The sequence below is a fragment of the Clostridium sp. AM54-37XD genome (assembly GCF_003478225.1).
GTDB classification, from domain to species: domain Bacteria; phylum Bacillota; class Clostridia; order Lachnospirales; family Lachnospiraceae; genus Coprococcus; species Coprococcus ammoniilyticus.
The window spans coordinates 63,258-86,564 of sequence record NZ_QUEV01000003.1 but is presented as its reverse complement, the minus strand read 5'-3'; the positions used below and the strand labels follow the sequence as shown (position 1 = coordinate 86,564).

The window sequence follows — 23,307 nt, the reverse complement described above, 5'->3', positions numbered from 1 at the left end:
CATGATGAATATTATTTTTGCAATGTATCGTTAATATGATTTTTTAGTACCATATTAATATATTGACTGAATGATCGATCATCATTTTCTGCCAACTCTTTGATTTGCTTTATTATATCCTCGTCCAAAGTAATACTTACTTTATTTTTCAATGGTTTCATTCAATCACCTACCTTAATAGTAATATATCATTTAGGAGTATTTAATATTGTTAAGTAGGATAAAATATGATAAAGTAGTATAAACTAATGTTTTATATAATGAAGGAGTGAAAGTATATGGGTAGAAAAGCAAAAAAAGTAATTAGTATTTTTTTAACAGTTGTTTTGTTATTTATAACAGTTCCGGGTATTGAACAGAGTAATATGAAGACGGTAAAAGCTGCTTCATATAATACAATTGCAGCTGTGAATTATGCGATGACATGGGGAGGATCAAAGAGAAATCCGGCATATAAAACATATGATTCGGATTGTGCAAATTTTGTTTCGCAATGTTTAAAAGCAGGAGGATTGGATATATATACTGCGTGGGTTCCTACTTTGAAAGATACACTGGCGAATATGGGATTTACAATTATTCAAAATCCATCAGCTGATCAGGTAGAACCGGGAGATGTAATGTTTTATGATACTACATACACTGGAGAAGCAAATCATACAACGATAATAACAAGCAAGGTAAATGGTGTTCCAAAGATTACAGGACATACAACAAATGTATTAGATGGGAATTATACGGATAAGAGCGGAACATGTTCCTGGAAATATGGCAATATTACATGGGCAGCAATTTTGCATACAAGCAGTGTGAGTTATTCCAATATACCTAAAAATTGCACGATATCTGTTGATAAGACTTCTATAAATGTGGGAGATACGGTTACATTTACATATAATATAGATGATGCAGCTATCAGGGATGTAGGCATCGATCGTGATGGAAGTAGATATGCAAGCGTTGAAGTAAATAATAGCAGAGGTATGGTCAGTTATAAATTTAATGAGGCGGGTACCTATTGTTGTATAATAGAGGGACGTAATAATGTTGGATTTAATTGTAGTACAGGTGTATACGTTACAGTTACGGATTCCTATACACCCGCAAAGCCGAGTATTAAAAAAATAAATATCGAAGGAAAAAATGGATATGTTAATTTTACATGGGACAATGTAAAAAATGCTACATGTTATAATTTGTTTTTATATGCAACGAATAATTTGTCAGAACCGGTTCAATCACACTGGGCAATTCGAAAGAATACACTTAGAATCGTTATTCCGAATGGAACATATGTAGTAAAATTATGTTCAGAAAATGAAACTTCAAATGGAAATTATTACACAGATGGAGATTTATCTACGCAGTTTACTGTAAATAATGACCCACAAAAACCATCTATTACAAGTATTAAGACAAATAAATCGAATGGAAATACTACATTTAACTGGAACAGTTTTAGAAATTGTACCTGTTATAATTTGTTTATATATAATATAAATGATTTGGAGAAGCCGGTTCAGTCACATTGGGCTATCAGGAAAAACAAAATTACAATTCCGTTAGACAATGGAACATATGTTGCAAAGTTATGTTCAGAGAATGAGACGTCATTGGGAAACTATTATACAGACGGAGATATATCGGATCGATTTGTGGTAAGCATAGAGCAGCACAGACATGAGTATACAAAGAAAATTATAAAGCAGCCAACATGCAAAGAGACAGGAATAGCATTATATACATGTTCCTGTGGAGATACATATAAAGAGGTAATTTCAAAAGTTCCACATAAATTTACAGAAAAATCAACGCAATCGGAATATTTAAAGCAATCTGCAACATGCACAAAACCGGCTGTTTATTATTATAAATGTGAAACCTGTTCTGCAAAAGGTACAGAAACATATCTAAATGGCACAATGCTTGGACACTTATGGAATACGGAGTATAGCATTGATAAAAAAGCAACCTGTACAGAGACTGGAATAAAATCGATTCACTGTAAAAGGTGTGGAGCCAAAAAAAATTCCGAAATAGTAAATAAAATCGGACATATGTACAAAAAAACAGTAAGTAAGGCGACGAAAGAAAAGAATGGAAAGATAGTTGAAGAATGTGTTTATTGTGGAAAAAATAAGATAAAAAGTGTTATCTATCATCCGGAAATGATAACTCTTTCAAAAGAGACATTTACATATAATGGTTCTGTACAGAAACCAAAGGTAACTATTTGGGGGGCAAATGGACAAATTATTAACAAATCTAATTATATAGTTAAATATAGTTCTGGTTGCAAAAAAGTTGGAACTTATAAAGTAACTATTTTGTTTAATGGAAACTATTCTGGAAAAATGAAGACTGAATTTAAAATACTTCCGCCAAAAACAAATATTAGAAAAGTCAGCAGAACTTTGAATGGTATTAAATTAACTTGGAATAAAAAACCATGTTCTGGCTATAAAATATACAGAAAAACAGGAAACAGTTCATACAAGCTTGTAAAAATAATAACCAGACCTTCAGTATGTTCATATACAGACCGTAGTATAAAAAAAGATAGAACAAAATATACATATAGAATAAAAACATATAAGTCTGTAGGCAAAAAAGTTATTGAGAGTAAGACATCAGAATCCAAAGGTATTTCTTGGAGCAAATAAAATAATATAAAAAGATAGCATATCAGAAGTGAACAGATTAAAAAACTGTTCATTTCTGATATGTTGTTTTTATTTACAATTTAACAGCCTAAACCTAGATATTTACAGATCATATTCCAAAGATCTGAACAGTTATAATTAATACACATAATAAAATCCTCCTGTTGTAATTTATAAATGTATCGATCGAGTACAATGGGATTGTAACAATTCTGTAACATTTTCACAATATGAAACAATTACCAGTTTGATTTTTAAATGTGGAAATATGTATATAGTTTATTACAAAGACAGAAAAAGGCTTCCTGCCAGTGCTCGGTATATATCTTTATGGAACAGACCTTTTTTCACGTCGGTCCTTGGTGAACTGCGATAGGCAGTGAGCCTAGTACCGCTACGTGAAAAACAGAACACAAGTGTTCTGTGGAATAAAGGATATATACCGGCACTGGCAGGAAGCCTTTTTCGTATGTAAAAAACAAAAATTTCCACTTGAAAAATCGAACGTAAGTCTTATAATAAACATATGTTCGAAATACAAGCAAATAAAACCACACAGGAAAAATTACATATACTGGCGGATGCGGCGAAGTATGATGTGGCATGTACATCCAGCGGTGTGGATCGAAAAGGAAAGGAAGGAATGCTCGGAAATGCACGATCCTGCGGAATCTGTCACAGCTTTGCATCAGACGGGCGCTGTATCTCTCTGCTCAAGATTCTGATGACGAATCATTGTATTTATGACTGTAAGTATTGCGTGAACCGAGTATCGAATGATGTCAAGCGTGCCACTTTTACGCCGGAGGAGATCTGTGAACTGACGATCGAATTTTATAAAAGGAATTATATAGAAGGGCTGTTCTTAAGCTCCGGTGTGATCCGTGATCCGGCATACACGATGGAGCAGATCTGTATAACTTTACAGCTCCTTCGTACAAAATACAGGTTCAACGGATATATTCATGTAAAGACGATTCCGGGTGCGCCGGATGAACTGCTTGCGGCTGCCGGATTTCTGGCCGACCGCATCAGTGTGAATCTGGAGCTGCCGACTGCGGAGAGCCTGAAGAAGCTTGCTCCGAATAAGAGCTTCCAGACGATCATGACTCCGATGGGGAAGGTGCGTGATACGATCGCAGAGACAAGAACCCTGATAGGGAAAGATGCAAGAATGGAACGCAGTCTGGGGAATCGTTACCTGCCGGGAAGTATATTCGGGAAAGAACAGTTACGGCTGACCGGAGCACAGAGTAATGGAGGCGGCTCTCTTTGGAAGAAAGCTGCTTCCTTTGCTCCGGCAACTCAGGATACATGGAAGCCACGGGCATTTGCACCGGCAGGTCAGAGTACACAGATGATCATTGGGGCATCCGATGAGAGCGACTATACGCTGGTTCAGACGACACAGAAGTTATACCAGAACTATGATCTGAAACGTGTCTTTTATTCCGCCTATATTCCGGTAAATGAGGACTCGGCACTTCCGTCTCTTGCGACTCCGGTTCCGCTTCTGAGAGAACACCGACTGTATCAGGCAGACTGGCTGCTGCGGTTTTACGGATTTCAGGCAGATGAATTGTTGTCGGAGGAGCGACCGAATTTTAATGTCCGGATGGATCCGAAATGCGACTGGGCGATCCGGCATCTGGAACAGTTCCCGATCGAAGTGCAGACAGCTTCTTATGATACGCTGCTCCGGGTGCCGGGGATAGGACCGAAATCAGCAGGCAGGATCGTAAAGGCGAGACGGTACGGACATCTGGAATTTGACCATCTGAAGAAGATGGGCGTGGTGTTGAAACGGGCGCATTATTTTATTACCTGTGGAGGACGGATGATGTATAAGATACCGATCGAAGAGCAGTATATTACCAGACAACTGATAGGCGAGCATGCAAAAGAAAACTGGCAGGTAGAGCATAAGGAAGAAGAATATAAGCAGTTATCCTTTTTTGATGCTCAGGGAGTATTTGGAGTTCCGAATTGATTTGTGAATAAATGTAAAATCCTATTTAAGAATAGACGATTGTATGAAGAAATATTGTCAGGATAGATTTTATAGATAGATGAGGATATAGATGGGAGAATGTAAATATGAGGATATTTACCTGTAAACATCAATTAGAAGATATGATGACCTGCATCTATGATGCATGGGTCTATGCACTCCGGGTCGGACATGATAGGGTGCGGTTACGGACAGAGCCGATCGTGCAGGCAACTTTATTTGACGAGTATGTCCATGTGGATGCCGATGCAGAAAAGACGGAAAAGGTTCTGCGTTCCGTTCGAAATAAGATCGGGATGCAGGCATATATCGATGTGTATTATGCCTGTCTGATGGAAGATGATGTACTGGACGATATCTACCGGTTTTTGCGGATCGGATTTCAGGCAGGACCAAGGGTGATCGGGATGCTTGCAGAGCCTCCGGTCAGCCGGATGCTGGAGATTCGGCGGGCAGTTGGAAATGAAATTCATCATTTTCGGGAATTTGCCAGATTCAATTCGATTGATAATAAGGTGTATGTCTGTCATCTGGAACCGAAGCATGATGTGATCTATCAGGTGGCAGATCATTTTGCAGACCGGATGCCGGACGAATATTTTATGATCCTTGATGATAACCGGAAGTATGCGGTGATCCATCCGGGAAAACATTACTCAGGACAGCAGGCAGATAGAGAAAGAGAGATTTCAGAACAGAACCGATATATGAAGGAAAAGGCTCAGAAGATGTATTTGCGGGAGTTGTCCGATGAGGAAATAAAGACGCTCCGACGGACGGAATTATTGAAGGATGAATATACCGAACTCTGGAAGACCTTCTTTCATACGATCGGGATTGAACAGCGGAAGAATCCAACCTGCCAGCGGAATCTGATGCCGATATGGAAGCGGAAGCATGCGGTAGAATTCATGCAGTAAACAAAAAAGAATAAAATTTACTAACTTTTAGTAAAAATTTAGCAAAAACTATTGATTAGTTTTTATTCTCGTGTATAATGATGATAGTGGTTATCGTAACAGAGAATCCGGTACCGATAAATGTTGTGATAACCGAAGGTTAAGAATTTATTTTACAGGAGGATTATGATATGAAGATTTTAGTAACAGGTGGTGCTGGTTATATTGGAAGTCATACCTGCGTTGAATTATTAGAAGCAGGATATGATGTAGTAGTTGTTGACAATCTGTATAATGCGAGTCCGAAAGTAATTGGAAGAATAAAAGAGATAACAGGAAAAGATGTAACATTTTATGAGAAGGATATCCGTGATCTGGATGCAATGAATGAAATCTTTGCAAAAGAAAAGCCGGATACAGTAATTCATTTTGCAGGCTTAAAGGCAGTTGGTGAATCTGTTCGTAAGCCACTCGAATATTATGAGAATAACATTGCGGGTACATTAACACTTTGCAAGGCAATGCGCGAGAATGGATGCAAGAACATTATTTTTTCATCATCTGCAACCGTATATGGCAATCCTGCATTTATTCCGATCACAGAGGAATGTCCAAAGGGTGTCTGCACAAATCCTTACGGCTGGACCAAGCATATGCTTGAGCAGATCCTGACAGATATCCACACAGCAGATCCGGAATGGAATGTAATCCTGCTTCGTTACTTCAATCCAATCGGAGCACATAAGAGTGGACTGATCGGAGAAGATCCAAAGGGTATTCCAAACAACCTGCTTCCTTATGTAGCACAGGTAGCGGTAGGAAAGCTTCCTTGTCTTGGTGTATTCGGCGATGACTATGATACACCGGACGGAACAGGTGTCAGAGATTATATTCATGTTGTAGATCTTGCCAAGGGTCATGTAAAAGCGATCAATAAGATCAAAGAGAATCCGGGTGTAAAGATTTACAATCTGGGTACAGGAAAAGGATACAGCGTTTTAGATGTTGTTAAGGCATTTGAGAAGGCGTGCGGTAAGAAAATCCCTTATGAGATCAAGCCTCGTCGTGCAGGTGATATCGCAACCTGTTATTCTGATGCAACTCTTGCTAAGAAAGAACTTGGCTGGGAAGCAGAATACGGAATCGATGAGATGTGCGCAGATTCATGGAGATGGCAGAGCATGAATCCGGATGGCTATGGTGCATAATGAAAATATTCAGTAAATAAGTAACAGACAGGCAATTGTAAACGTGCCGGAATACAGGGCATAGAGAAGATACAATTGCCTGTTTGTTTAAGATAGAAAGGGGTTCGTTTATATGGCAGAATATACAGCTTCAAAGACCAGATATACAGAGACAGAAGGAACGGATTTTTACCGCCATTGCGGTAAAAGTGGTCTGATGCTTCCTCCGATCGCACTTGGTTTATGGCATAATTTCGGTAGTGTAGATAATTATGAGAATATGAAACAGATGTGCTTTACCGCATTTGATCACGGAATCACACATTTCGATCTGGCAAATAATTACGGTCCGGTATATGGTAGCGCAGAGGAAAATTTCGGCAGAATCCTCCGGGAAGAAATGAGTGCTTACAGAGACGAGATGGTGATCAGTACAAAAGCAGGATTTGATATGTGGGAAGGTCCTTATGGCAACTGGGGCAGCCGCAAATACCTGATTGCGAGTCTGGATCAGAGCTTAAAGAGAATGGGACTTCCATATGTAGATATCTTCTATCACCATCGCATGGACCCGAACACACCGTTAGAAGAAACGATGGAAGCGCTTGCACAGATCGTAAGAAGCGGTAAGGCTTTATATGTAGGTCTGTCGAATTATGACGGTCCGACGATGGCAAAGGCAGAACGGATTCTGGATGAACTGCATTGTCCGTTTATCATCAACCAGAATCGTTACAGTATTCTGGATCGGACAGTTGAGAAGAACGGACTGCTGAAGCAGACATATGCATCCGGAAGAGGACTGATCTGCTTTTCTCCACTGGCACAGGGTATGTTAACTGATAAATATCTGCAGAATATTCCAAAGGATAGCCGGGTGGCAAGAGATGGACGGTTCCTTCATGAGGATCAGGTCGTATCGATGCGTCCGCTTCTGACAGAGTTAAATGATATTGCAGCAGGCTATAATATGAGCTTGTCAGAGCTTGCGATTGCATGGCTGCTGAACAAACCGGAGGTTACAACCGTTTTGATCGGTGCATCGAAGCCGGAACAGATACTCAGTAATCTGAAGGCTGCTGAGAAGCAGAGAACAACCGAGATGGAAGAAGAGGAACTGGCACTGATCGAAAAGGCGGTCAACCTTTATCACGCATAGAGGATAAGTGTTATTTGACTTCACTTCAAAAAAGAATATAATATAAAAGACAGTTCTGAAAAGCATTTTCTGACAGAGAATGCTTTTGAAAGTAGGAATGGATCATATTATATGTTATTTTGAAAGAGGAAGACGGTATTGCAGGCACATCAGACAGATTTCTCAAGTGGAAATGTATATAGAAATATTATAGAAGTAGCTGTACCAATGATTCTGGCACAGCTACTTAATCTTTTATATAACGTGGTTGACAGGATCTACATCGGACGGATCCCGGAAGTCGGTACAACTGCACTGACAGGGGTAGGTCTGTGCTTTCCGATCATTTCACTGATCACAGCCTTTACCTATCTGTATGGAAATGGAGGTGCACCGCTTTGTTCCATGGAACGTGGCAAGGGTAATGATAAGGAAGCGGAGCATCTGATGGGAAATGCTTTTACTTTATTGATCGGAACAGGAATTGTATTGACGATTATCGGGCTGATCTTTTATAAGCCGATTCTTTATCTGTTTGGCGCAAGTGATGATACATTCCCATATGCAGGCTCCTATATTCGGATCTATCTGCTGGGAACGGTATTTGTCATGGTATCGGTAGGAATGAATCCGTTTATTAACAGTCAGGGCTTTGGAAATACAGGGATGATATCGGTTCTGATCGGAGCAGTCTTGAACATAATACTGGATCCTGTATTTATCTTTGTTTTGAATCTGGGAGTAAGAGGAGCGGCTATTGCGACGATCATTTCCCAGTTTTGCTCGGCAGTATGGGTACTTGTCTTCCTGACCGGAAAACGGGCAGTGCTTCATTTGAAATGGAGCTGTATGTGGCTGCAGTGGAAGCGGGTTTTGCGGATCATCAGTCTGGGAGTATCCAGCTTTATCATGGCATTTACAAACAGTCTGGTACAGGTTGTATGTAATGCGACACTTCAGGTCTATGGCGGGGATATCTATGTGGGCGTTATGACCGTGTTGAATTCCGTGCGGGATATCTGTACACTTCCGGTTATGGGTATTACAAATGGTGCATCTCCGGTCATGAGCTTTAATTATGGAGAAGGGGCATATGAGAAGGTACGGAAAGCCATCCGTTTCCTGACTATATTATGCGTAACCTATACTTTTGCGGCATGGGGCACTCTCAGATTGTTCCCGGAGCCGTTTATCCGTATATTTAATCATTCACCGGAACTGATCGCAAAAGGGGTTCCGGCATTACATATATATTTCTTCGGATTTTGTTTTATGGCATTGCAGTTTACCGGACAGAGTGTGTTCCTTGCGCTTGGAAAGGCGAAAAAGGCTACCTTCTTTTCTCTGCTTCGAAAGGCGTTTATCGTAGTGCCGCTTACCATTCTGCTTCCGAAAATCGGAAATCTTGGAGTGGATGGTGTATTCTGGGCAGAGCCAATCTCGAATCTGATCGGCGGATGTGCCAGCTTCTTTACAATGTGTGCCACGGTGTTGCCTGAATTAAAGCATGAAAAAGCTCGATAAAAAATATAAACGACCGGATAGGATTATTAATTAATTTATTCAATCTCCCGTAGTGCCTTTCTGAACTGGAAGAAGAACAGGATGGCGGTGAAGGTTACGGCGATCAGGTCTGCGATCGGTTCTGCCATGTAGACAGCCATTGTCTTATCTGCGGTGTAGATATGTGGCATAATGAAGATCAGTGGGATCAGCAGGACGAATTTACGCATGATCGCAACGATGATGGATGCCGGAGCGTTACCGAGGGCATTGAATGTCATTTGGCAGGAGATCTGGACTCCAAATAAGAACATAACCGCGAGGTAGTATCTAAGTGCAACTTTAGTAAACTCGATCAGAGCAGTATCCGGGGTAAAGATGGATGCAAAAACCTGAGGGAAACACATAATGCAAAGCCATAATAAAACAGAATATGTCAGGCTGACCTTCAGCAGAAGTTTGAATGCATCCTTTACTCTGGATGCATTTTTTGCACCATAGTTATAACTGATGATCGGCTGAGCACCCTGGCCAAGTCCCTGAAGTGGGAGCATGGCGAACTGCATGACGCTGGTAAGGATCGTCATAGCACCGACGGCCATATCTCCGCCATATTTCAGAAGGGAGGAGTTGAAGCACACGGATATGATACTTTCACTTCCCTGCATGATAAAGACGGCAGAACCGAGTGCCAGACATGGCAGGATATAGGAGGCCTGCAAACCGAGGTTTTTCACACGGATGCGGAGAGTTGTCCGCTTGCCGAAGAGGAAGCTTAAGACCCAGATGCAGGAACAACCCTGAGAAATGATTGTTGCAAGGGCCGCGCCTTTTACCCCCATATGAAGCGCAAAGATAAAGATCGGGTCTAAGATAATATTCGCGATCGCACCGATCAGTACGGACAACATACCTTCTTTGGCGAAGCCTGTGCAGTGATAAATGCATTCATACCCAGAGTGAGCTGTACAAAGATTGTGCCGATTGCGTAGATATTCATATATGAGGTTGCATAGTTAATGGTATTCTTACTTGCACCGAATGCCAGAAGCAGGTCGCGATTCCAGATCAGAAGAACAGCAGTCAGTATAACGGATAAGATGATCTGCATGGTAAAACAGTTACCGAGGATTTTCTCGGCATCGTCTTTTTTATTTTTGCCCATATAGATGGTAGCCCGTGGAGCACCGCCATTTCCGACCAGAGCCGCGAAAGCGGAGATGATCATGATAAGGGGCATACAGACACCGACACCGGTAAGTGCCAGTGAACCGTTTTGTGGAATATGACCGATGTAAATACGATCAACGATGTTATACAGCATATTGATCATCTGTGCGGCGACTGTAGGAAGTGCGAGCTTTGCCAGTAATTTACCGATCGGTTCTTTTGCCAGAAATTCCCGGTTGGATGAGCCTGAGTTGTGTGCAATCCGATTCGGTTGATTGTCCCTGATGTTTTTCGATATGGATTCTCCGCCGGTTGGTGGTGAAGCTTTTGATGTGTTGTTTGGAGAATCGGTCATGCTGTAGGCTTGTCTTTGTTTCTTCATGTATATTCCTCGTTCCTTTGATTGATGTTTTATATTGTATAAAAGTTAATTGCAATATGAGCCTGCCTGAATATAGTATTGTACGAACAGCCCGGTATTCAAGCAGTAGTATTGTGACCATATTATTTTAAATGTGATAATACGTTGTCATACAAACGCTTGTTATAGGATGCAAAATTCTTCTTTTCGTCATCTGAAAAACCTTCAAAGATGCAGGAGATCAGTTCGTCCTGCTTTTTCTCAATCGCATGTACAACAGGAATTGATCGATCGGAGAGCTTCAGATGAATGATCCGTTTATCATTTGTATCCGGATGTCTGGTCAGATAGCCTTTGTCGGCGAGAGAATCAATGGCTGTGGATACATTTCCGCGCTGTAGCATACGAAACTCTACGATATCTCTGGCAGTATCATGTACCGGATTATTGTGTAAAAAAGTAATGATGATAACTTCAATCCGTGAAAGCTTATAGTCTATCCGGATGCTCTCAAGATATTTTTCCTGAAGCTTCATCAGGCTTTTTGTCATATCAAAAATATTGGATGGTGATTGTAGGATCATATATATTCCTCATTTCTTAATTAAGTTCTTTTTAGAACTATTATAGCTTTAAAATAAAAAGAGTCAACCTGTTTATACAATTTTTATAGAAAGAGAAAAACACAGTCTGGGTGTTATCTGAAACAAAAAACTAGAGATAAAAATATTATTGACAGGAAAGAAATAATAGATATACTAAAATTTATAGTGTTTTTTGGAGAATTCAGATAACAGAATATATGAAAAAATATGTTTGACCAGAGGATAAATATGCCACAGATGAACGAGAAAAACTGGATGATCATAGTAGCAGTAGTTATTGTGCTTATAGGATCACTGATCTACAATATCATTTCAGCAAGAAATCTGAAGAAAAAAAAGACAACAGTTTGTAGAAAGTATCCAATCTTCATATACGCATATGAAGAGTATAGAAGACACCAGCAAAAAGATATATGAGATTTCAAACGAGATCAATGAAATGATCCGGGAGCAGAAAGACACCGAAGAGTACATAGAAAAAAAGAAGAAGGAGATTGAGGAGATCAGGCAGATGATTGTGACAAATGACACAATCCTTGACTGTGCGGTCTCAGATAAGCGGGATCTTGCAAGGAAGAAGCAGATTGCATTTACTTATAATATTCCAACCGGGTTACCGGAGATTCGTATGGAGGATGTCGATAAGATTCGTCTGTTTGCCAATCTGTTAGACAATGCGATCGAAGCAGCCGAGTGTGTGCCGGTGCAGGATGCAAATGGGGAAAATAAAAGATTCATACATGTATCGATATTGAATCGTGGAAGTAACTTCTTTATCACTGTTAAAAATTCCAAAAGAACGGAGATCGCCGTTATGGAGAATCAGTTCCATACAACGAAGTCGGATGCAGAAAACCACGGCAGAGGTGTTCGTATTATCAGGCAGATTGTTGCCAGGTATGATGGAACGGTCGAGTTCACGGACAAGGGTGATACCTTTGAAGTAGCGATCATGTTGTAAAAGGCATATAGAACAGCCATGGTTTGTGTGTTTGTAATTTACAACATAGCATGTTCGGAGATATATTTGAGGTAGTCGGCTTTGAATGGTTTGGCATAGCGTCTGCCGACAGGAAGTTTGATTTTGTTAATCAGTTCGGTTTCCTGTGAGGATAAATTTTTTACATATCTAAGATTGACCGTGAAAGAACTATGGCATTGTGAGAAATAGGACGGCAGTCGTTCGCTTACAGCCTGAAGGGATTCGTACACTTTATAGGCTTCCCCATTGTCAGTATAAATAATAATCTCGCGGCTGAGCCGTTCAATATGAGTGATTGTGTCGCATGGAAGAGTGTACCGTTTTCGGTTGGAGATAACGTCCAGAAAGCGTGTCTTTCGTTCAATTACAAGCTGAATCGCTTTATCCAGTGCCTTAGGCAGATATTCTTGTATGGAATCCTTTGTAACATAATATATGTGACGGACTTCATAAGAGTCAGAGATATAATCGGTATGGCTGGTAAGAAAGATGACTGAACACTGTGGGCAGCATTGATTAAGCTCGGAAGCAAAATCGATACCGTTGAAGTCTCCCATTTCGATATCTAAAATTGCAATATCATAATTAATCGTATCGGTTTCAAGCATTTTTTTTTAATTTCTCTGGCTCGCAGGAGTCGATTTTGAAAGTGAGGGATTCGAAAGCATCCAGACAGGAATGTGCAAAACTGGTTGTTTCTTTTAATTGCAGATCTGAATCATCACATATTAGAAGTTTGAGTTTCATATATGGCAGCCCCCCTGTAACCGGTAATTTCACTGTAGAAAACATTTGCTTAACTGGTAATATTATAATAAAAAGGTTGCCATAAAACAAGAAAAATATCAAAATATATATACGCATATTGATGGTGGTATAAAGAAAGCGAGAAGATAAAAATGAACATATGGACATTCCTGCAGGTGCTCGGAGCAGCCCTGATCACGGCATTACAATTTAATATTTATCTGGGTGCATATATGGGAATGGATCGTGGAAGAAGAGACCGGATCTATCTGGGCTTGAATATTTTAAATATGTTTTTCCTCCGCGTTTTAATAAATACAAGTATACAGCTTGATGCACCTGCATGGCTTCGTGCCATCATTTATATTTTTGGATTTGCGATGATGCTTGTAGGCGTTGTATTATACCGTAAAGAGTGCATGGTTATAAATTTGGTATCATTTATGGTGGGTATTATGACATTTGATCTTGTTACGGTGACGATGTCAGCAGTGATCGAGGAACTGTTTGGATATGCATATAATGATACACCGGTATTATACAGTGCAAAAGCATTGCTTGTCTGGCTTGGAGTAGAAGCCTTGCGTGAGGGCATAGGAACGATCATTGAAGTCTGGTTTATGCGGAAATTTATGCCATACAGGAAGTTCCGGAGACAATCATTTGTCAGAAGCATGGTGTGGATTCTGGCTGTTGGAACCGGATATATGATGTTGGTTGTGTATTTTGTGACTATGGTAAAAGAGGTTAATCTGATGTCACAGTTTATAGCACTGGGAATCTGGGCATCTGCTTTTATAGCTGCTTATCATCTGTATACGATCGTATATAATAGCTATCAAAGAAAAATGATACGTTTTCTGGAAGCAAAGATGAAGCAGCAGAAAGAGGATTATGAGAAGCTTCTGGCGGATTACAACAGGCTGCGGGATATCAAGCATGATCTGTATAATTATGTGCATATACTTGATCTGGCAGGAGCTGTCCGGAAGGAACAGGAGCAGATCAGACAGTTACAGGAAGATCTGAAACCGGGAAAACAGAAGGAGTATATAAAATACATAAATCTTTCAATCCTGAATCTGGTATTAAATAATGTTACATCTGCCTGTGAGGGTGCAGGTATTCATCCGGAAGTTGCAGCAGAAGAAATTCAGATTGATACAAATGTAGAACTGGACATGGGATATCTGATCGAGCGGATGGTACATAATGTTATTTTGTTGAATGAAGATCCGGGAGAGAATAAGCAGGATTCCGTATCAGAGTCACTGCCCCGGACACTCCGGATTCAGATCGCACCATCGGAATCCTCAGATGGAAATATTCAGGTTGTGCTTAAGGGTATCGGACTTCGTATGAAGGGCATTGAGATGAATTCAGACAACAGAAAGGAGATACGGAATAATAAGCAGATCATCCAGTTTATTATGGAGCGGCATGAGGGATTCCAGTGGAATAACAAGAAAGAAGCTCATCTGTATCTGACTGCATAAGCAGAGAACCGTATTCGGAATTTGTAGAAATATGTCGATTACGACGGAAACATTGCAGATTACGACAGGTTTATTGTATCTGATAAATGTTTTGATATAATAACTTCATAGATATATCGAAAACCGATATATTATTGAGTGGGAAAGTTCATAATATATGCATTTATGTCAGAGAGGACATATATTCTTCAGCCCAATCAGCTCTCCTTGCTGCAAGATTGTGGAAGCTCAGAATGAGTGCAGTAGATTATGGTTGCAAAATATGAAAAGCATACATTGGAACGGATGAAGGAAGATCTGATAGTTGTACCGAGAAACGCAGGTATCAGGTCTTCTTTTTTTAGCCTTTTACCATGTCTTAACCATAAAACGTGCTACAATATATGTTGTGACAGTTAGAATATGAATATATAATAATGATTGTCAGAATTGATTGAAATGGATACGATTGTTATAACAGATTACAAAAAGATACAGTGGAGAAAGCGATGAACAGATTCCTGAATTTTACGAAGAATTTTTTAATTACAGCGGCGATATTGGTATGTGGATTTTTGTTGTCCCTGTTTATGCAGAAGGAGTGGGGAAATCAGACTTTGATACCCTCTATTTTTCTGTTGGATGTATTTCTGGTATCCGTTATCACAGATGGTTTTTTATATGGTGCGGTCGCATCTGTCATCAGCATTCTGGCGGTAAATTATGCATTTACATTTCCGTATTTTAAGATTAATTTTACGATCCCGGAAAATATGATCTCTGCCGTTATCATGATAGCTATTGCAGTTATTACCTGCGGATTTACAAATAAGTTGAAGAGTCAGGAACAGTTAAAGGCAGAGAGTGAGCAGGAGAAGATGCGGGCCAATCTGCTCCGATCCGTATCCCATGATTTTCGGACGCCGCTTACAACGATTTATGGTGCAAGCTCTGCAATGTTAGATGATAAGAATGAATTTACGGAGGAGCAGAAAAAAAGCATGCTTCGTGGAATCAAACAGGATGCACAATGGCTGTCGCGAATGGTTGAGAACATGTTATCGATTACCAGACTGGATGGAAAAAATGTTAAGATCATTAAGATCCCGATTGCGCTGGATGAGCTGTTAGATTCTGTTCTGGTTAAGTTCAATAAACGGTATGAAGGTCAGAATGTTGAGATTGACATTCCGGATGAACTGATCATGATTCCGATGGATGCGATCTTAGTCGAGCAGTTGATCCTGAATCTGTTAGAAAATGCAGTTCAGCATGCAGAGGGGATGAATAAGCTTGGGCTTCGTGTATATACGAGTGGGCATTTTGCAGTATTTGAGATCCGGGACAACGGATGTGGTATTCCGGTTGATAAGGTAAAGGATATATTTGCAGGGAAACTGGTTTATGGTGAATCAGGACTTGACAGCAGTAAGAAAAATGCAGGGATCGGGTTGGCGGTATGTACCACGATCGTAAAAGCACATGGTGGTGAGATCTCTGCGGAGAATCTGCAGGATGGCGGTGCTGTTGTGCGGTTTACACTGGATATGGAGGAAACAGAGAATGATTAATAACAGATATAAGATATTGATAATTGAAGACGAAGAACATATTAATAATCTGATCAGTGCGCTGATGGAAGCAAATGGATATCAGGCTGTTTCCGCATATTCCTGTCGGGGGGGGACAGATGATGTTTGCATCCCATCGTCCTGATCTGGTCATTCTGGATCTGGGATTGCCGGATCGGGATGGAATGACATTTTTAAGGGAAGTGCGGCAATCATCATTTACACCGATCATCGTTTTATCGGCACGTTCTGATGAGAGGGATAAAGTAGAGGCACTCAATGAGGGCGCAAATGATTATGTAACCAAGCCATTCAGTTCAAATGAACTGGTAGCAAGGGTACGTTCAGCACTCCGTATCGCTACGCATCGGGCGGAGGATGGATTGCGGCCAGGTGGAAGATTCGAGGTTGGAGAGCTGGTTATCAATTATGATGCAAGACTGGTTACGATCGCCGGAAATGAAGTGAAGCTGACACAGACAGAATATAATATCGTAGCGTTGTTATCCGAGCACGCAGGTAAGATGCTGACCTACAGTTTTATCATCAATGAGATCTGGGGATATAATGATTCGGGAAGCCGGAAGAAGCTGCAGGTGAATATGGCGAATATCCGAAAGAAGTTCGGTGCAGTTCCCGGTAAGGAGAATTACATAACGAATGAATTAGGGGTCGGATACCGGATGTGTGATTCATAGAATAGAGCTTCAAAACGCTACAGCACTCAGTCACGGGGATGGCTCCTGTTATAAATAACGTGCTGCGATTTCTGTTCTCTGGACATTGCCCTATTCGTAAATACTTCTGTGCTAACTCGCTTTCAGCTCAAACAAGCACTCGTATTTACTGGCAATGTGCAGTTCACAACGAAATCTCGCAATGTTATTTTATAACAGGAGCCATCCCTGCGACTGAGTGCTGTAGCGTTTTTTATTGTAATCATTAGAAAAATATCGTATGTGAATTGGATATTGATTTAGTGCGGCGTGATTTGCTATAAGAGAAAGTTATAACGAATTCTAATATTTATGTATTGTATTTTAGTTGAAATTTGTTATATAATTCATACATTCCAACTAGGAATAGTAAGATAAAATATAAGAAGGAGGAAATGCCATGCGACAGGTATTATGCTTTGGTGATTCAAACACATATGGTTATGTGCCGGGAACGGCAGAACGCTATGACTGGGATACCAGATGGACCGGAATCGTAGGAACCGGACTGATGGAAAAGGGATATATTGTACAGGAGGAAGGGCTGTGTGGCAGAACTACAGTATTTGACGATCCGCTTCGTCCGGGCAGACGTGGCAGTGAACTCCTTCCGATCATATTAGAAACCCATAAGCCGGAGGATCTGATCATTTTAATGCTTGGAACAAATGATTGTAAGACATTTTATGGTGCAACGGCAGGCAGTATCGGCTTAGGTATCCGTAAACTTGTGCGACAGATCCGGGATGGTGCGCCATCAGCGAAGATCCTTCTGATGTCACCGATCGCACTGGGCGAGAAGGTCTGGGATGGATTTGATCCGGAATTTGGAAAGAATTCTGTACAGGTGTCCAAAGAGCTGCCGGAGATTTACCGGCAGATCGCAGAGGAAGAAGGACTTTATTATCTGGCGGCTTCTGATTATGCCGTACCATCGGAACGGGATCAGGAGCACATGGATGAAGAAGGACACAAGGCGCTGGCAGAAGCGGTACTGGAAAAGATTTCAGAGATATTGTAATGTGAGTTAGGAGCACAGAGAAAAATTATGGCTGGGGAGACTGTAGACAGAAAAGAAGTATTAAAACAGGCATTTGTGAAGGCTTTGCCGATCACCGGAAGTTATCTCTTTGTCAGTATGGCATATGGACTTACGATGCAGGAAGCAGGACTTTCCTGGTTCTGGTCGTTGTTTACCAGCCTGACGGTATATACTGGCGCATTTCAGTTTGTGCTGGTAACATTCTTAAGTAGCGGTGCATCGATCCTCACGATCGCACTGACTGCATTGTTCATGAATAGCAGACAGTTCTTTTACGGACTGACATTTGTTGAAGATTTCAAGAAAATGGGTAAGCGTTATCCATATATGGTTCATACAATGACGGATGAGACATATGCCGTCAACTGTTCCATGCTGTCTTCTGAGGTGATAAGAGATCGCAACGCAGAGAAGGCAAATGACCGAAGACGCAGATTGGATATTATGTTTTATGTGGCATTATTCAGTCGTATATCCTGGATGGTGGGCGCTGTGCTTGGCGGCATACTCGGTCAGATCCTTCCGGTGAAATTAGAGGGGATCGATTTCTGTATGACAGCGTTATTTATTACGATCGCGATCGATCAATGGAGAAGTGTGAAAGTGCATTTGCCGGCACTTGCCGGGTTTATCGGAGGTGTGCTGTTGCTTCTGTTAATAGGAAAAGATTATTTCCTTCTTCCAACTTTGATTCTGGTATCAGGTCTGTTGCTGATCTGTGAAAGAAAGGTGGAAGCCCATGAATGATCGATATGTACTGATCTGCATCCTTGTGTCTGCAGCGGCGACTTTGTTTATGCGGGCGCTCCCATTTACCATTCTTGGAAAGAGAAAACAAATCCCCGAAAAAATCCGGTATCTCGGACGAATCCTTCCGGCAGCCATCATGGCTGTGCTGATCGTATACTGCCTGAAGGAAGTACCGACCGAATTCTTAAGCGGCGGCTATAAGAAGTTGATCGCAGCCGCAGTTTGTGTCGCCCTTCATGTGTGGAAAAAGAATACATTTGTCAGCATCATAGGCAGTACGATTGTGTATATGTTATTATGAGCAATGACACCGAAAAAAAGGGCTGTCGCACCAATCACTTAGTGCGGCAGCCCTTTTTTATAGTATCCGTTGTAACGAAATTACTTTATTTTATATGATCACATTGTTGGAAAATAATTATGCTAAAGAACCGTGCGTTAGTGTTCTAACGCAGCAAGTTTAGCCTGTAATGCAGCAATTTCAGCATCCTTCTCAGATATTGTGGCATCTTTTTCTTCCAACGCTTTCTTCATCTGTTCGATCATAAAATTAACAGTATTTTCATCCATCTTTTTTAATGCTTTTGAAAACATACTAATAACCTCCTCAGGGCGATACAGATATTCAGATATATCCTGGCATATAGATTCCATCCATGGATAGTTGGATATCAGTGTGGCAAGGTTGTCTGTAGAGTCAGCGGTTAGCAGAGACAACCATGCATTTAGATCGTTGATATCTTTAGCATACTTGCTATTTTTAAATACGTCAAGGTTAACGACATAGTATTCCTGTAAAAGACTCAGATTTACACCAGTATTAAAAATGGTTCTTCCATGATGCAGATAGATATTTGCAAAACGGTCTTTCAGACATTCGTTTGGACTCTTTTCATACATAACAATTGTATAAACAGTTCTCATATCCTTATATGTGAAATCTTTCCCAAGGTTGCTTTTTACGCGTGTATATTGGCGAAGTAGTAGATCTGCGGAATAGCATGACATTCGCTCACCGGGAAATGTGTATGGATTTTTTTGTATTTCTACATTTGCGATAGAACCGTCTTCTAACTGGACGATAATATCCAGAAGTAGGAGAGATGTTGATGGAAGCATGCTGTCTTCATTTGACATAATATATTTAACAGTTACATTTGTGCCGATAATACTGCTGATCAGTCGTGATAATCGTTCCGGGTATATATCTGGGTTGAAGATTTTTTTGAAAAATGGATCATAGGTTAGTGGCAGACTTTTTTTGCCTTCCATAAATTCCATAAAACGTTTTTTCCAGTCATCAGGCCAGTTCTTATATGTCCAATAAAGTTTTGGGTATTGTTTTAATTCTGCAAGGCATTCATCTTCCGTTCGTTGTGGAAAAAGCTGACAAATATTGAATGCGGAATGTTTGGTGCTTGAGTTTTGTGAAATGGTAGTATTGTCCTTGTTATACATAAAAATTCCTCTTAATTTCCGGTGCCTGATTTGTCGACAAAACCACCATACCAGAAATAATGGTTTAAAAACCGTTGATGTAATAACTTGTATGGTTTGATGTAACTTTTGGTAAGTGGATGCTTATAAAGACAATCTGTAAATATTTTTCCGGTAAGTATTTTTGATAAAATCTCAAAATTTTACTTATGGTTTTCGGTAAAGTGCCAACCGAATTTTTAAGCGGCGGCTATAAGAAGCTGATCGCAGCCGCAGTCCGCGTCGTTAATAAAATAACAACACCCCGGTCGCGAGGAATGCGTACCAGGGTGGTATTCAAAGGACATACTTTATTATAAACATTTGTATTTTGGACTGTCAATTCGTTGCTGGTTAAGAAATATATAAATTTATGTGCCTATGCGTTGGTTTGTAGGGAGTATACTTATACTTGACACAATGCGCTATTATTAATCATTTAATATTATAAATAATGATTTTTTACTCCAATTTTCTCCCTATCTCACTTTCCCCATTTACGGGATATTGAAAACCAAAAGATTACGGTATTTGATTCGGGCTTTAACTTTGGTAAAAAAAAGGCGGAAAGATATACTCTCCGCCCATCCTATAATAGGATCAAATGAATTTATTAACATATTTATTATAAAATATCCAGATAGTAATGTCAATGAACCCAATCTCCTGATCCATATTTCTTTACCATATCTTATCTAGTAACTCATTGAATATTATGGTCTTTGAGTAACTGCAGGTAAGTATCTGGGAGAAGGATGTTGTCTGATTTACTTTCTTCTCCAAGATAACAAAATCCGTATTTTGATAATGATTGTTCGCTTGTTATCTGTTTTCCATTATATATACTAGCAGGATAAGCCATATTAGCAGAAACGCTCATTTTTTTCTCCACAAACCCGACAGGTATAATCCTGATAATATTCAGACCGGGCTTGTTCGGTTATAACGGTCGTAGTTTCATACTTTGGTTCGTCTGCGGTTGGATGATGGATGGTATCAAGGAGGACCTTGGCATATGCTGCCTGTCCATGGGTTGTTCCTCTTTGATGAGCCTCTAGATCAGAGGCGCTATCATAACAGAAGTCTTTAAAATATATTTGTCCTTCTTTCCTCGCTGTCCACTTTCCATCTCCATTAATGTCAACCCAGCTTTCGCCCTGTTTAGGCTTTTTATTCCATACACAATTTAAACAAACGTGTTTTATATCCTTTGACCACACTTCTTCGTCCCACTCATTGACCGGGATCTGAACTTCCTTTGTCTTGGCTTTATGATCAATCTGTTCTGTTACAGAACCCGCCTTCCATAAATGAACATGATTTGCCGGCTGCTTGGATAAAGATCCGTCACTCACAGTTTCATAAGCCTTATTCTTGATAAACACAGTGCTGTTTTTCTGGATCTTCCCCTGGTTATCAACCGGATATTTTTTTCCGGCTGCAGTATAGATCCCGGATGAAACCGCCATACTATTATCCGGTCTTACAATCTGATTATTCTTCACTTTAAAATCCTGTCTGCTACCATTTTTATCTACAAAATAATTGCAGCCACTTGATTTAACGATTGTTGACCGCTGTATCTTGCCATTTTTTACATAGACATCATCGTTCCAGCCATCTTTCAACGCCTTGATGTCACCATTTTTTGTGATCCGGTAAGAAGTGCTTCCGTCATCATAATACTTTACACAGCCATCATTGTCGATGAAATAAGATCCCTGCCAACCCATTGCTCTTGAAATGTTTCCGTTCGTATTCACGAAAAAAATTTTTTCATTATAGGTATAAATTTTTCCCTTATATTTCTTTAAATCTTTCTTATCCCATCTAGTGTTATTTCCGTTCCAGGCTCTAAATTTACCATTTGATATTTTTACAGAAACAGTACCGTTTTTTTCAACATAGTAAGTATATAATCCGTTATTATTTAGTTTCCAGCCTTTGTTTAGGTTAATAAGACCGTTAGCCCCTACATAGAAATTTTTCTTATGTAGCCGAATGATGGTATTTTTCTTGTTTTTGAATACTTTTGAAGATGGTTTTTTATTGTTAGCAGTATATGTGTAGTATTTGCCGTCTTTGATTTTGGCATACAAATAACCATTTTTCCCAGTGCAATAGGCGATTCTTTTCGATGAATCGAAACTCCAGCCATTATTCAATTTGGAGCCGTTTTTTTTACAGATAAATCGTCCTTTATTGTCATTCCAGGTCAGTGTATAACCTGATTCTCTGTCGGCAAGTTCTGCTTGTTTTTTTGCTTTTTCTCCATGTGCAGCAACAGAAGCAGATGAAATACGCAATATGAATAAAGAGCAACGAGTAATGCGTTATCTTAAAAACCATGATAGTATTTCAACACAACAGGCAATGGAACTGTGTGAATATAAAACACGAGCAGGTGCATGTAAGTTGCTAGATAAAATGATTCAGAATGATATTTTGAGAAAAATAGGAAGTGGACTTGGTACAAAATATATATTTATTGATGACAACTTTGTTGCTCATCGTATGCAGAATGATAACAATGCAGGCAAATGGAAGAGCATGAACCGCCTTGCATGGTGCGGGCCGCTGCTCTGTTCCTTACAGACAGCACTTCCGACGCTTATTGTTGTAATCTTTGGTGCAAATGTAGTCAACTTCATTTTAAAGGTAATTCCGGAATGGGTAACGGATGGTCTTTCCATCGCAGCAGGTATCCTTCCTGTTGTCGGTATCGGTATGCTGATGCGTTACATGCCGATCAAGAAATTTCTTCCATTCGTGCTGATCGGATTTGTCCTTTCCGCATACCTTTCCGTACCGGTGCTCGGTATTGCGATCGTAGGATTTGCAGCAGCATTTTGGTATTTCACAAGTGAACTGAAAAAGCAAATGCCCCTGCAGCTACAGCAGTTGCCGGAGCAGGAACATATGAAGCAGAGGGAGATGATTTCGATGAGTATCTCCACAGGTGGATAACGGATATGATATCGCAGATTATAAAGATATAGATCCAAGCCTTG

Annotated in this window: 20 protein-coding genes and 2 pseudogenes; 16 read left to right on the top strand and 6 right to left on the bottom strand. The window is 40.1% G+C overall.

Annotated features, from left to right (window positions below; genetic code table 11):
* Window positions 1-11 precede the first annotated feature (11 nt).
* Entirely contained in the window at window positions 12-161 is a 150-nt protein-coding gene (locus DXA07_RS03525; RefSeq protein ID WP_118483429.1) for a DUF6364 family protein, read from the bottom strand.
* Window positions 162-278: 117 nt separating this feature from the next.
* Between DXA07_RS03525 and DXA07_RS03520 the strand changes: the two genes are divergently transcribed.
* The 6 genes from DXA07_RS03520 to DXA07_RS03495 all read left to right on the top strand — a co-directional run bounded on the left by DXA07_RS03520 (window position 279) and on the right by DXA07_RS03495 (window position 9,422).
* Entirely contained in the window at window positions 279-2,663 is a 2,385-nt protein-coding gene (locus DXA07_RS03520; protein ID WP_118483427.1) for an amidase domain-containing protein, read from the top strand.
* 526 nt (window positions 2,664-3,189) lie between these two features.
* A complete protein-coding gene (locus DXA07_RS03515; protein ID WP_118483425.1) occupies window positions 3,190-4,653 on the top strand; it encodes a putative DNA modification/repair radical SAM protein in 1,464 nt (487 codons plus the stop codon).
* A 107-nt stretch (window positions 4,654-4,760) separates the two neighbouring features.
* Window positions 4,761-5,594, top strand: a complete 834-nt coding sequence (locus DXA07_RS03510; protein ID WP_118483423.1) for a TIGR03915 family putative DNA repair protein — start codon at window positions 4,761-4,763, stop codon at window positions 5,592-5,594.
* 170 nt (window positions 5,595-5,764) lie between these two features.
* Window positions 5,765-6,781, top strand: coding sequence for a UDP-glucose 4-epimerase GalE (galE, locus tag DXA07_RS03505; RefSeq protein WP_008402329.1), 1,017 nt, complete (start codon window positions 5,765-5,767; stop codon window positions 6,779-6,781).
* A gap of 112 nt (window positions 6,782-6,893) precedes the next feature.
* Entirely contained in the window at window positions 6,894-7,919 is a 1,026-nt protein-coding gene (locus DXA07_RS03500; RefSeq protein ID WP_117808818.1) for an aldo/keto reductase, read from the top strand.
* Window positions 7,920-8,057: 138 nt separating this feature from the next.
* Window positions 8,058-9,422, top strand: coding sequence for an MATE family efflux transporter (locus DXA07_RS03495; RefSeq protein ID WP_118483421.1), 1,365 nt, complete (start codon window positions 8,058-8,060; stop codon window positions 9,420-9,422).
* 35 nt (window positions 9,423-9,457) lie between these two features.
* On the opposite strand, the pseudogene DXA07_RS03490 reads toward DXA07_RS03495, so the two are convergent.
* Window positions 9,458-10,953 (bottom strand): annotated as a pseudogene (locus DXA07_RS03490) (MATE family efflux transporter).
* 122 nt (window positions 10,954-11,075) lie between these two features.
* On the bottom strand, window positions 11,076-11,516 hold the full coding sequence (locus DXA07_RS03485; RefSeq protein WP_021944509.1) for a MarR family transcriptional regulator: 441 nt from the start codon (window positions 11,514-11,516) through the stop codon (window positions 11,076-11,078).
* A 400-nt stretch (window positions 11,517-11,916) separates the two neighbouring features.
* Here DXA07_RS03485 and DXA07_RS03475 point away from each other — a divergent pair, with 400 nt between their 5' ends.
* Window positions 11,917-12,498: an ATP-binding protein gene (locus DXA07_RS03475; RefSeq protein WP_118483417.1), complete on the top strand. Its 582-nt coding sequence runs from the start codon at window positions 11,917-11,919 to the stop codon at window positions 12,496-12,498.
* Between the two features lie 38 nt (window positions 12,499-12,536).
* Here DXA07_RS03475 and DXA07_RS03470 read toward each other — a convergent pair whose 3' ends face one another.
* A complete protein-coding gene (locus tag DXA07_RS03470) occupies window positions 12,537-13,127 on the bottom strand; it encodes a LytTR family DNA-binding domain-containing protein (protein WP_118483415.1) in 591 nt (196 codons plus the stop codon).
* 291 nt (window positions 13,128-13,418) lie between these two features.
* On the opposite strand from DXA07_RS03470, the gene DXA07_RS03465 reads away from it, so the two are divergent.
* The 7 genes from DXA07_RS03465 to DXA07_RS03440 all read left to right on the top strand — a co-directional run bounded on the left by DXA07_RS03465 (window position 13,419) and on the right by DXA07_RS03440 (window position 19,121).
* On the top strand, window positions 13,419-14,762 hold the full coding sequence (locus DXA07_RS03465; protein WP_118483413.1) for a hypothetical protein: 1,344 nt from the start codon (window positions 13,419-13,421) through the stop codon (window positions 14,760-14,762).
* Between the two features lie 488 nt (window positions 14,763-15,250).
* Window positions 15,251-16,312: a DUF4118 domain-containing protein gene (locus DXA07_RS03460; protein ID WP_021944505.1), complete on the top strand. Its 1,062-nt coding sequence runs from the start codon at window positions 15,251-15,253 to the stop codon at window positions 16,310-16,312.
* A complete protein-coding gene (locus DXA07_RS13930) occupies window positions 16,305-16,457 on the top strand; it encodes a hypothetical protein (protein WP_348980737.1) in 153 nt (50 codons plus the stop codon). The genes DXA07_RS03460 and DXA07_RS13930 overlap by 8 nt, the downstream gene beginning before the upstream one ends.
* Window positions 16,432-17,010 carry a response regulator transcription factor gene (locus DXA07_RS03455; RefSeq protein ID WP_348980736.1) on the top strand — a complete coding sequence of 193 codons (579 nt, stop codon included), beginning with the start codon at window positions 16,432-16,434 and terminating at the stop codon, window positions 17,008-17,010. The genes DXA07_RS13930 and DXA07_RS03455 overlap by 26 nt, the downstream gene beginning before the upstream one ends.
* Window positions 17,011-17,428: 418 nt before the next feature.
* Complete coding sequence (locus DXA07_RS03450) at window positions 17,429-18,049, top strand: GDSL-type esterase/lipase family protein (protein WP_117808828.1); 621 nt, start codon at window positions 17,429-17,431, stop codon at window positions 18,047-18,049.
* 27 nt (window positions 18,050-18,076) lie between these two features.
* Window positions 18,077-18,817, top strand: coding sequence for an AzlC family ABC transporter permease (locus DXA07_RS03445; protein WP_118483411.1), 741 nt, complete (start codon window positions 18,077-18,079; stop codon window positions 18,815-18,817).
* Window positions 18,810-19,121, top strand: coding sequence for an AzlD domain-containing protein (locus DXA07_RS03440; protein ID WP_021943205.1), 312 nt, complete (start codon window positions 18,810-18,812; stop codon window positions 19,119-19,121). The genes DXA07_RS03445 and DXA07_RS03440 overlap by 8 nt, the downstream gene beginning before the upstream one ends.
* A gap of 137 nt (window positions 19,122-19,258) precedes the next feature.
* Here DXA07_RS03440 and DXA07_RS03435 read toward each other — a convergent pair whose 3' ends face one another.
* Both DXA07_RS03435 and DXA07_RS12925 read right to left on the bottom strand, forming a co-directional pair.
* A complete protein-coding gene (locus DXA07_RS03435; protein WP_117822991.1) occupies window positions 19,259-20,278 on the bottom strand; it encodes a PD-(D/E)XK nuclease family transposase in 1,020 nt (339 codons plus the stop codon).
* Between the two features lie 881 nt (window positions 20,279-21,159).
* Complete coding sequence (locus DXA07_RS12925) at window positions 21,160-22,059, bottom strand: hypothetical protein (RefSeq protein WP_147352403.1); 900 nt, start codon at window positions 22,057-22,059, stop codon at window positions 21,160-21,162.
* A 652-nt stretch (window positions 22,060-22,711) separates the two neighbouring features.
* Here DXA07_RS12925 and DXA07_RS03425 point away from each other — a divergent pair.
* The gene (locus tag DXA07_RS03425; protein WP_243015406.1) at window positions 22,712-23,263 is read left to right on the top strand and encodes a PTS sugar transporter subunit IIC; all 552 of its coding nucleotides are present in this window, start codon (window positions 22,712-22,714) and stop codon (window positions 23,261-23,263) included.
* Window positions 23,256-23,299 (top strand): annotated as a pseudogene (locus DXA07_RS13925) (hypothetical protein); the annotation flags it as partial. The gene DXA07_RS03425 and the pseudogene DXA07_RS13925, both read left to right, overlap by 8 nt.
* Window positions 23,300-23,307 lie beyond the last annotated feature (8 nt).

Coding starts and splice junctions, on each gene's coding strand:
- DXA07_RS03525 (WP_118483429.1), bottom strand. CDS start 161: ATGAAACCATTGAAAAATAAAGTAAGTATTACTTTGGACGAGGATATA.
- DXA07_RS03520 (WP_118483427.1), top strand. CDS start 279: ATGGGTAGAAAAGCAAAAAAAGTAATTAGTATTTTTTTAACAGTTGTT.
- DXA07_RS03515 (WP_118483425.1), top strand. CDS start 3,190: ATGTTCGAAATACAAGCAAATAAAACCACACAGGAAAAATTACATATA.
- DXA07_RS03510 (WP_118483423.1), top strand. CDS start 4,761: ATGAGGATATTTACCTGTAAACATCAATTAGAAGATATGATGACCTGC.
- galE (WP_008402329.1), top strand. CDS start 5,765: ATGAAGATTTTAGTAACAGGTGGTGCTGGTTATATTGGAAGTCATACC.
- DXA07_RS03500 (WP_117808818.1), top strand. CDS start 6,894: ATGGCAGAATATACAGCTTCAAAGACCAGATATACAGAGACAGAAGGA.
- DXA07_RS03485 (WP_021944509.1), bottom strand. CDS start 11,516: ATGATCCTACAATCACCATCCAATATTTTTGATATGACAAAAAGCCTG.
- DXA07_RS03475 (WP_118483417.1), top strand. CDS start 11,917: ATGAAGAGTATAGAAGACACCAGCAAAAAGATATATGAGATTTCAAAC.
- DXA07_RS03470 (WP_118483415.1), bottom strand. CDS start 13,127: ATGCTTGAAACCGATACGATTAATTATGATATTGCAATTTTAGATATC.
- DXA07_RS03465 (WP_118483413.1), top strand. CDS start 13,419: ATGAACATATGGACATTCCTGCAGGTGCTCGGAGCAGCCCTGATCACG.
- DXA07_RS03460 (WP_021944505.1), top strand. CDS start 15,251: ATGAACAGATTCCTGAATTTTACGAAGAATTTTTTAATTACAGCGGCG.
- DXA07_RS13930 (WP_348980737.1), top strand. CDS start 16,305: ATGATTAATAACAGATATAAGATATTGATAATTGAAGACGAAGAACAT.
- DXA07_RS03455 (WP_348980736.1), top strand. CDS start 16,432: ATGATGTTTGCATCCCATCGTCCTGATCTGGTCATTCTGGATCTGGGA.
- DXA07_RS03450 (WP_117808828.1), top strand. CDS start 17,429: ATGCGACAGGTATTATGCTTTGGTGATTCAAACACATATGGTTATGTG.
- DXA07_RS03445 (WP_118483411.1), top strand. CDS start 18,077: ATGGCTGGGGAGACTGTAGACAGAAAAGAAGTATTAAAACAGGCATTT.
- DXA07_RS03440 (WP_021943205.1), top strand. CDS start 18,810: ATGAATGATCGATATGTACTGATCTGCATCCTTGTGTCTGCAGCGGCG.
- DXA07_RS03435 (WP_117822991.1), bottom strand. CDS start 20,278: ATGTATAACAAGGACAATACTACCATTTCACAAAACTCAAGCACCAAA.